The 9,459-nt window shown below is 69.4% G+C and carries 10 protein-coding genes; 8 read left to right on the top strand and 2 right to left on the bottom strand.

Annotated elements, in window-relative coordinates:
• The 4 genes from HG543_RS47475 to chrA all read left to right on the top strand — a co-directional run.
• Positions 1-482 (top strand): AHH domain-containing protein (locus tag HG543_RS47475; RefSeq protein WP_169351588.1); only part of this gene is annotated, 482 nt, incomplete at its 5' end.
• A 15-nt stretch (positions 483-497) separates the two neighbouring features.
• Entirely contained in the window at positions 498-1,748 is a 1,251-nt protein-coding gene (locus HG543_RS47470; RefSeq protein ID WP_169351587.1) for an imm11 family protein, read from the top strand.
• Positions 1,749-1,884: 136 nt separating this feature from the next.
• Positions 1,885-2,607, top strand: a complete 723-nt coding sequence (locus tag HG543_RS47465) for a superoxide dismutase (protein WP_169351586.1) — start codon at positions 1,885-1,887, stop codon at positions 2,605-2,607.
• On the top strand, positions 2,604-3,842 hold the full coding sequence (gene chrA / locus HG543_RS47460) for a chromate efflux transporter (RefSeq protein WP_169351585.1): 1,239 nt from the start codon (positions 2,604-2,606) through the stop codon (positions 3,840-3,842). The genes HG543_RS47465 and chrA overlap by 4 nt, the downstream gene beginning before the upstream one ends.
• Before the next feature lie 153 nt (positions 3,843-3,995).
• Here the strand turns inward: chrA and HG543_RS47455 are convergent, their stop codons facing one another.
• Complete coding sequence (locus tag HG543_RS47455) at positions 3,996-5,033, bottom strand: DMT family transporter (RefSeq protein ID WP_211194661.1); 1,038 nt, start codon at positions 5,031-5,033, stop codon at positions 3,996-3,998.
• A 268-nt stretch (positions 5,034-5,301) separates the two neighbouring features.
• Here HG543_RS47455 and HG543_RS47450 point away from each other — a divergent pair, with 268 nt between their 5' ends.
• The 3 genes from HG543_RS47450 (at position 5,302) to HG543_RS47440 (ending at position 8,696) form a co-directional block, all read left to right on the top strand.
• On the top strand, positions 5,302-6,942 hold the full coding sequence (locus HG543_RS47450; protein WP_169351583.1) for a hypothetical protein: 1,641 nt from the start codon (positions 5,302-5,304) through the stop codon (positions 6,940-6,942).
• 150 nt (positions 6,943-7,092) lie between these two features.
• Positions 7,093-7,635 carry an RNA polymerase sigma factor gene (locus HG543_RS47445; protein WP_169351582.1) on the top strand — a complete coding sequence of 181 codons (543 nt, stop codon included), beginning with the start codon at positions 7,093-7,095 and terminating at the stop codon, positions 7,633-7,635.
• A gap of 125 nt (positions 7,636-7,760) precedes the next feature.
• Positions 7,761-8,696: a cation diffusion facilitator family transporter gene (locus tag HG543_RS47440; RefSeq protein ID WP_169351581.1), complete on the top strand. Its 936-nt coding sequence runs from the start codon at positions 7,761-7,763 to the stop codon at positions 8,694-8,696.
• A gap of 111 nt (positions 8,697-8,807) precedes the next feature.
• On the opposite strand, the gene HG543_RS47435 is transcribed toward HG543_RS47440, so the two are convergent.
• Positions 8,808-9,158, bottom strand: a complete 351-nt coding sequence (locus tag HG543_RS47435; protein WP_246357817.1) for a TolC family protein — start codon at positions 9,156-9,158, stop codon at positions 8,808-8,810.
• Here HG543_RS47435 and HG543_RS57090 point away from each other — a divergent pair.
• Positions 9,100-9,222 (top strand): helix-turn-helix domain-containing protein, encoded by a 123-nt coding sequence (locus HG543_RS57090; RefSeq protein ID WP_169351579.1) that lies wholly within the window; start codon positions 9,100-9,102, stop codon positions 9,220-9,222. The two genes, HG543_RS47435 and HG543_RS57090, sit on opposite strands and share 59 nt — an antisense overlap.
• The last annotated feature ends 237 nt before the right edge of the window (positions 9,223-9,459 follow it).

The raw sequence follows: 9,459 nt of genomic DNA, 5'->3' as shown, positions 1-9,459 counted from the left end.
GGGTGGGGCAGGGCGGCTTCCGGCTGGCGGCGGCGGGACAGGTCACCTCGGTGGCGGTGGCACCGGGAGGCGTCATCACCATTGCGCTGGACCCGGAGGCTGTCGCGGAGACGGCACGCGGCACTCACGCTGTGGCGTCCGAGCCGGTGGCGACCGCTGCCCACGAGCACCACATCGCCACGAACAAGTGGTGGGACTCCACCAGCAGCGGTGGCCCGTGGTCCCCCATTTTCAAGAAGCTCTTCGACCGGGCGGGCATGTCACTCGATGACGCGGCCAACAAGGTCCGCGTGCCGGGCCATAAAGGGCCTCACCCCGTGGAGTACCATCGAGAGGTCTTCCGCCGATTGCAGGACGCGACGAGGCGCTGCAAGAGCATCCAGCAGTGTCGTGAACGTCTGACGGCGGAACTGAGGGATTTGGCCGTACAGATCTCCACGCCGGGCACCGCTCTCAACAAGCTGGTGACGCGGGCTGAGTGAGGTGAGGAAGGAATCATGGCGAAGCGATTCTTTGAACTCTTTGACGACATGGAGACCCAGGGGCGCTGGCTGCTGGGAGACCCCACGGATTCACAGGGGCAGGAGGTGGACGACCCGTGGCAGTTCACGGATGGATGCCCTGTCCAGGTTGAAGCGCGACTCAAGATCCCCATCGACCATCCCGGGAGTCCTCTTGATTTCTCTCTCGCGGGCGTGGGTGTCACCCCTGTTGTTCACAAGAAGGTGGCGAACATCTTCGCGGAGCTGGCGCCCGCCGACGTGCAACTCTTTCCTGTCGACGTTGCCGGACAGTCCGAGCCGTACTTCATCCTCGTCGCCACTCGGCTCATCCGGTGCATTGACGACAGCGCCTCGGAGGAGGTGCGCTACTGGAAGCCGGAGGATGGGCGCCCGGAGAAGGTCGGCAAGTACCGGGCGGTGTCCGGCCTGCGCATCGACCCAACGAAGGTGGGCGGCGCCAAGGTGTTCCGGACCTGGGGGTGGAGCATCGCGCTCATCGTGTCCGAGGACATCAAGGAGGCACTGGATCACGCGGGTGTCACGGGCATGAAGTTCGAGGAAGTCACCGGCCCGAGTGCCATCAGTCCCGAGGAGCGCGAACGCAGCCGGAAACTCCTGGCGCTTCGGAATGAGACGGACGCTGCCCGCGAAGCCTTCTGGCGCACCCTGGGGAAGCTGGACGAAGAGGTCATCATCCCCATCGTCGTTGGTGGTGACTGGCCGGCCCGGCGCCAGGTCTGGCGCGTCATCCACCGCCCCGAGGGACGCACCCTGCTGGTGACGGACGGGCTGTCAGACTTCTTCGTGGACCGCGCGGAGCCGTCCGTGGGCTTCGGCCTGGAGCTGGCCCTGGAGACGAACGAGCCCCTCGGTGACGCTGAGAAGAGCTGGCCCCTGCTTCTGCTGGAGCGGGTAGGGAACGAGCTCGCGAAACACGAGAGCGTGCGTGAGAAGGTGAAGGCGGGCTTCCTCTCCATGGAAGTCTCTGGCCAGAACCTGCCCGAGCCGCTGCTGACGAAAGAGGGCCGGGTGGGAGTGCTGCTGGGCATGGCGTCGAGCACGCTGCCGGGCCGTTTCACCATGCCGGCCGGAGAGGTGCGGCTGGTCACCGTCAAGCTGCTGATGCCCACGGAACTGGCGTATCTGCTGGAACATGGGAAGCGCGGCCGGGAGGAACTGGTGCGGCGCTTCGGCCAGCAAGGCCAGGAGCATCTGTCTCGCGCATGGCGCCAGCCCGTGGTGTGACGGCCTGCGCTGAAGCGGGCGTCCCGGCGTCAACACTCCCTGTTCGCCGCGTGCGGAAAGTCTCCCTGCCTGCCAGCGGCCTCGCTCTACGCTCGAACCTGTTCGTTTCCGTATCCCCTTGGAGCCGGGAGCTGCGATGAACCGACGCGACCTCATGACCGGAATGGTGGTGGCTGGTACCACCCTCCTCGTCACCCCGGAAGGAAGCGCCGCGGCGGAGCCTTCACGTGCGCCGGGCACTCCGGGCCATGGCAAGCACGCGGTGGCGCCGCTGCCCTTCAACCCGGCGAAGCTCAAGGGGCTCTCGGAGAAGCTCCTCCGCAGCCACCACGAGAACAACTACGGCGGGGCGGTGAAGAACCTCAACAAGGTGGAGGAGGAGCTGGCGCGCGTGACGAAGGACACGCCGGGCTTCCTGGTGGGCGGGCTGAAGGAGCGGGAGCTGACCTTCACGAACTCGATGATTCTCCACGAGGCGTACTTCGGGAATCTCGGCGGGGACGGCAAGGCGGGCGGCTCCATCCAGAAGCTGCTCGCGGCGGCGCATGGCGACTTCGGCCGCTGGGAGGAGCACTTCCGGGCCACGGGGGCCAGCCTGGGTGGCGGGAGCGGCTGGGTCATCCTCACGTACAACTTCCACTCCGGCCAGCCACAGACGTACTGGAGCGGCAATCACACCCAGGCCCTGGCCCATGGCCACCCGCTGCTCGTCATGGACATGTACGAGCACGCCTACCAGATGGACTACGGCGCGGCGGCCGCCCGCTACATCGACGCCTTCTTCCAGAACGTGAACTGGGACGTGGTGAATGCCCGCCTGGAGCGGGCCCAGAAGGCCGCGGCGGCGCTTCGAGGATGAGTTCCCACGACATCCTCGAAGAGGCGCCGGAACCCCGGCCGCCGCACGAGTCCTACGGCAGACTGTTCCTGCGCTTCCTGCACTTCGGCGCGCTCGCGTGGGGCGGGCCCGTCGCGCAGATCGCCATGCTCAAGGCGGAGCTGGTGGAGCGCGAGCGGTGGGTGTCTCCCGCCCGGTTCAACCGCGTCCTCGCTGTCTACCAGGTGCTGCCCGGCCCCGAGGCCCACGAGCTATGTGTCTACTTCGGCATGCTCTCCCGGGGCCGGCTGGGAGGCTTCCTCGCGGGGCTGGGCTTCATGCTGCCCGGGCTCGTCCTGATGCTGTCGCTCTCCTGGGCCTATCTGCGCTACGGCCTGGCCTCCCCGAACCTCGTGGCGGTCTTCGGGGCCGTACAGGCGGCGGTGGGCGCGCTCATCGTCCGCGCGGTGGTGCGCATTGGCGGGCACGCGCTCGCGAACAGGTGGCTGTGGGGCGTGGCCGTGGGGGCCGCACTCGCGCAGGTCGCGGGCGTCCACTTCGCGTTCACCCTGGTGGCCGCGGGGCTCATCTATCTGCTGGCCCGGCAGGGCGGGAGGGTTCCCGCGCTCATCCTGGCGGGGAGCTGCGCGGTGGTCCTCGGGGTCCTTCTGGTCCGGCAGGGGCTGTCCTCCGAGGCCGCCGCCCCGCTGGTGGGCGTGACGGAAGCCGCCACGGCCACGCAGGGCCGTCCCTCGCTGCTCATGCTGGCGTGGAGCGGACTGCGCAGCGGGCTGCTCACCTTCGGTGGGGCGTACACCGTCATCCCCTTCCTCCAGCGTGACGCGGTGGTGCTCGGCGGGTGGATGACGAACGCGCAGTTCCTCGATGGCCTCGCACTCTCGGGAATCCTTCCCGCCCCCCTCATCATCTTCTCCACCTTCGTGGGCTACCTCGGCGGCGGGCTCGCGGGAGCGCTGGTGCTGACGGCGGCCATCTTCGCTCCGGCCTTCTCCTTCACGCTGCTGGGGCATGACTTCTTCGAACGCGTGCTCCACCAGCCACGGGTGCGGCTCTTCCTGGACGGTGTCACCGCGGGAGTCGTGGGGCTCATCGCGGCGACCGCCGTGGGGCTGCTGCGCACTTCGCTCACCGGAGCCGTCACCCTCGGGGTCTTCGCGCTGGCGCTCGCGGCGCTCTTCCGCTGGAACGCGAAGCTCCTCATTCCACTGGTCATCGCCGGAGCCGCGCTCGTAGGTCTTCTCTTCCAGGCGCGGTGAGCGGTGCCCGCTCTGGGGCTCAGCCAGGCGGGACACGCGAGGGGCGGGGTGGACCACCATCTGCTGCTGGTGGCGGCCATTCTTCGCGCCCTCGCCACCGGCATGGTGGGCGTGCTGCTCGGCGTCTACCTGGCATGGGCTGGGCCCGCCCGGTCAGTGCTTGTGGCGGTGGTGCAGGTCCGAGACGTGCGGGTGGTCGTGCGTGAGGGGCTCGTGCCGGTGCGGATGGCTGTGCGGCTCGGTGGCATCCATGCCGGGGGGATGCGCGTGCTGGTGGTGTGCGTCATGGACGTGCAGGTGTTCGTGCTCCAGCGCCACGTGCGTGTGCACGTGGCCATGCCGCTCGCGCAGCAGCAGGACGACGCCCGTGGCCATCAACGCGCCGGCGAGCAGGTCCAGGGGCCGCAGCTGCTCACCCAGGAGTGGCACCGCCACCAGGGCGCCCACGAAGGGGGCCGTGGCGAAGTACGCGGCCTCGCGTGCCGCGCCCAGCAGGCGCAGGGCATATGCATCCAGGACGATGGACAGCCCGTAGCTGGCGAAGCCGAGCACCAGGGCCGCGCCCAGCACCTTCCCGGAAGGGAAGGGCTGCCCGGTGAGCCACGCCAGCACGAGCGTGCACGCACCCGAGCCGAGCGCCTTGGTGCGCACCAGCGCGATGGGGTCCTTGAGGGACAGCCGCTGCGTGAGGTTGTTGTCCACGGCCCAGGCCAGGCACGCACCGGCCAGGGACAGCACGCCCAGCACATCGCCGTGCAGCTCGCCCTCCTGGAACCCCAGCACCGCGGCACCCGCCATGACGAAGCCCGCCGCGAGCGCGCCCGAGCGGCCCAGGTGCTCTCCGAACACGAGCAGCGCCAGGAGGATGGTGAAGGGGCCCTCCAGGTTGAGCAGCAGCGAGGCCGCGACTCCCGAGAGCCGTTGCAGGCCCACCAGCATCAGCACCGGCCCCAGCACGCCGCCGCAGAGGATGACCCCGAGCAGCAGGGGCACGTCCTTGCGCCCGAGGCGTGCCTCGCTTCTGGAATCGCCGGATGGGCGCATCCTCCTCAACGCTTCGAGGCAGGTCAGTCCCAGCCCGCCTCCCAGGTAGAGCAGTGAGGCCAGCACCAGCGGCGTGCTCGAAGGCAGTAGCAGCTTCGCCACCGGAGCGCTGACCCCGAAGAGGGCCGCGGCGGACAACCCCAGCATCGCGCCTTTCACACGCGGAGACACCGGCACGGCTTCTCCTCCTCTGGTCCAGGACCCGGTCGCCGGCCATTATCATGACGACGATGGACCGGCGGCACCGCAAGGGCCTGCTGGCGCGCGAGAAGGACGGCCTGGCGCTACACCCTGGCCCTCTCCCAGTCCGAGTTCGAGACGGCCTCGATAGGCTGGCGCAGCTCATCGCCGAGACCTCGTCGATGTCGAAGACCTCGGGGTAGGGTTCCGCCCCCTTTCAACCCCTGGAGGTCTCATGCACTTGCGTCGTTTCTCCTTCCTGCTCGCTCCCGCGTGCGTCGCGTGGATTGGCTGCGCCGGCGGCGAGCCCGGCAACTCGCCCGAGCTGAACGAGGGTCCTTCTTCCGGGACGGTGATTCCCGGTGCCTCGGGCGATGGCACGTGGATGGGCGAGGCGCTGATGGCGGGCTGTGAGACGGACGGCGGCACGCCCACGGGCGACACGGTGCTGGTGACGAGCTCCACGCACTACCACACGGCGGTGGGCGTGGTGGTGCGGCCCAATGACCTGTCGGCGCGTCAGCCCGAGATTCTCGTCCCCAACGGCGCGACGTTCACCCGCCTCACCGGCTCGGCGGCCCCCGACGGCGGCTGGCGGTTCACCGGTGTGCCCTCCGGCGCGTATTACCTGAAGACGAGCTCCACCGGAGCCACCTACATCGTCACGGACGAGCGGCAGGTGGAGCTTGGCTCCAACCTGCTGGGCAGGGCGGACGCCGGGTCCACCTCGTATTACGACACGCCCGCGCAGGTGAACCTGTCGGGCCTCTCGCCGTGGCAGCCGTACCGGAGCGTCACGCAGCCGGGCTCCAGCCTCCAGGTGGTGAGCGGGCAGGTGAACCTGGCCGCCAGCCTGATGCTCGAGTCACCGGTCACCACCGGCCAGACGAGCCTCGTCACCAGCGAGGCACGGCTGTCGGCCGTCTCGGGCTACGCCCTTCCCGTCCTCGATGGGGACGTGGGGGACCGGCTGTATGTGAATCAGCTCGGCGAGATGGATGCGGGCACGCTGCCGGACGGCGGGGTGCTGGCATATAGCGCCGTGGTGCGCGGCGTGCAGATGAGCGCCTTCGACTTCACGCCGAACGGCACCACGCCCATGCCCATCACCGGGGTGATGCAGCCGGTGCCGATGAGCGAGTTCACCATGGAGTGGCGCCTGCCCGAGTACACCGCTCGCGCCTCGGAGGTGCACCCGCAGGCCACGGCCGGCACGCCCACGTTCAGCGTCGTGCCCGCCGTGCATGGCCTGACGAACGGGTGGATCGGCTACTCCGGAGAGCTGCTCAACCTGAGGCTGCCCTCGGGCTCCTCGTCCACCCTGTCGCGCCGGCTGAAGTATGGCAATCCATTTCCCACCACCTGGGGCGTGGTGGGCACTGTGCGGTACTCGTTCCGGGTGATGGCCACGCCCCCGGGCGGCGGCACCACCCAGTACCTCCTGCAGGGCGGAATCGGCACGTATGAGCGGCTGGACAACCTCATCGCCGGGCCCGTGCTGCCGCGCGTGACTCCGCCCCGGGGACTGAGCATCGATGGGATTGCGGCGACCGTGGCGCGCGAGGTGGGCTCCACCAGCCCCGTCATCGCCTGGCTGCCGCCCGCGGTGGGCTCACCCTCGGCGTACTGGGTGACCCTCTACCGGTTCCCGGCGGGCCGGACCACCGCGTCCGTGCAGGCCCAGTTCTACGTGCCCGGCTCGGTCACCCAGGTGCGGCTGCCGCCCGGGACGCTGGCGCCGGCCTCGCTCCACTACCTGAAGGTGACGGCGGTGGACGCGCCCGACTACAACGTCGAGCGAGACCCGTTCATCTCCTCCGAGCGGATTCCCAACTCCCAGGCGGACGCGCTCAGCTCCCTGTTCACCACGCCGTGAAGCGGCGGGAGCTGACGTGAGGCTCCGGGCCCGCTACTTCGCCGGCGGCAGGGCGCGGTCGCGGGCCTGGCACTTCGGGTAGCGCGCATCCGCCGAGCGGGCGACGAGCCAGTGGCGCGACCGCTTTTCACTCCGTAAGAGGTCCATGTCATGAGCCCTGAAGTTCTCGAGACCCTCATCCACAACCGGCAGCGCTTCCTGGCGTTCCTGATACCCCGCGTTGGCGGTACCGAGGTGGCGGAGGAGGTGCTCCAGGCCGCGTTGCTCAAGGGCATGGAGAGCGAGGGCGATTTGCGCCACGAGGAGCGGGCGGTGGCCTGGTTCTACCGGCTCCTGCGCAACGCGCTCATCGACCGGCACCGGCGCGAAGCGCGCGAAGGGAGCGCCCTGAGCGGGCTGGCCAAGGAGGTCCCCCTGTCCACCGAGGACGCGGAGGATCTGGAGCAGACCGTCTGTGCCTGTCTCACCGCCCTCACCACCACCTTGAAGCCGGAATACGAAAGCATCCTGCGCGGGGTGGACCTGGAGGGACAATCCCTCGCGGACTTCGCCGCGGCGGCCGGAATCACCCCGGGTAACGCCAAGGTGCGCTTGCACCGTGCCCGGCAGGCGCTCGGCCGGCGGCTGGAGCAGTCCTGCGGCCCCACCTGCTGCCGGGAGGGGTGCGCCAACTGCATGTGCGAGCCGACCTGACGGGGCCGGGTGTAACCGCTGACCGGAGCGGGCGTCAGCCCTGGCAGATGGCGGACTCCTCCGGGCATTCCCCCGGCTGGAGCAGGCCCGCCAGGACTCCCTTGACTCTGGAGGAACCGACGTCCATGTCAGGCTCCCACAATCACGCAGCGCCCTCTCACGGCCGGGCCTTCGCCGTGGGCATCGCACTCAACCTGGGGTTCGTGGCCGTCGAGGCCACCTATGGCGTCATCTCCGGCTCGCTGGCGCTCCTGGCGGACGCCGGCCACAACCTGAGCGACGTCCTCGGTCTGGTGCTCGCCTGGGGAGCAAGCCTCCTGGCCCGGAGGAAGCCGACCGCGCGGCACACCTACGGCATGCGCGGCTCGTCCATCCTGGCGGCCCTGCTCAACGCGCTCCTGCTGCTTGTCGCGGTGGGAGGCATCGGCTGGGAGGCGGTGCGGCGGCTGGGGCAGCCCGCCCCTGTCTCCAGCGGCACCATCATGGCCGTGGCCGGGGTGGGCATCCTCATCAACACCGCGACGGCGCTGCTCTTCTGGAAGGGCCGCGAGAACGACCTCAACATCCGGGGCGCTTTCCTTCACATGGCCGCCGACGCGGGCGTGTCGCTCGGAGTCGTCCTGGCCGGCGCGCTCATCCACTTCTCCGGGTGGGCCTGGATGGACGCGGTGGTGACGCTCGCCATCGCGGTCCTCATCTTCCTGGGCACCTCGGGGCTGCTCAAGGACTCCGTCAACCTCGCGCTGCATGCCGTGCCGGAGAACATCGACATGGCGGCGGTGCGAGAGCAGCTCCGCCGGACACCCGGTGTCTCCGAGGTACATGACCTGCACGTCTGGGCCATGAGCACCACGGAGGCGGCGCTCACTGCCCACCTCGTCGTCCGCGGCGCCCAGGTGGATGACGCGTTCCTGGACCGGCTGAAGCGGCAGCTCCATGACGAGTGCGGCATCGAGCACGTCACGCTCCAGGTGGAGGCGGGGCAGCTCACCCACTGCTGCCAGTTCGCACCCTCGGGAGAGGCCCACCTGGCGCACGGAGGAGAGGCAGTCCCTGTCTGAAGCATCCGTCCTGCTCGGCAACCGCTGCCGGGCTTCGGGGTGGACAGCTTCGTGACACGGGCCGTGGCTCCACGGTCTGCCTGAGGCGGGGCGGGGCATCCGTCCCGCATCTCACTGCCCCCCGCCTCCGAGCGCCCGGTAGGCGGACACCAGCGCGGTCCGCCGCTGCCGGGCCGCTTCGAGGAGGTCGAGCTCCGCCTGAAGCGCGTTCTGCTGCGCGAGCAGGACCTCCAGGTAGCTCGCCTTTCCAGCGCGAAAGAGGACGTCCGCCGATGCGATTGCCCCTTCGACGGCGGCCTTCTGGCTCCTCCTGTGCGAGAGGACCTCCTCGGTGTTCTGGACATCGGCCAGCGTGTTGACCACTTCGACGTAGGCCGAGAGCACGGTGCGTTGGTACTCGTACATGGCCTGGAGCTGGTTCGCCTTCGCGCCTTGGGTGGTGGAGGCCCACGGAGGAAACAAGGCCGCTGCGGCACGTGTGCTCGGCATCGACCGGCGAACGCTGCACCGGAAGGTGGAAGGGTGAGCGCGCACTCGATGGCTTCGAGAACCGCGGAGCCCGCATTGGGGGTGACGAGCCCCATCCAGCTCGCGGAATGCGTTTCCCGTGGAGGCGGTGGTTCGCCGCCTCCACGCCTTGAGTTCAAGTGGCCGTCACCCAGGGGAGGTCATGACAGGTGACGACGGCTGCGAGCCCGGCGCCAGGTGCCCCAGACCATCAGCAGCACCCAGCCCACCCACAGGGGCCCCCCTCCACTGGCGC

It is taken from the genome of Pyxidicoccus fallax (assembly GCF_012933655.1).
Lineage (GTDB): Bacteria > Myxococcota > Myxococcia > Myxococcales > Myxococcaceae > Myxococcus > Myxococcus fallax.
Note: the sequence above shows the minus strand (reverse complement) of the source record. Positions and strands in the feature narration are given on the sequence as shown.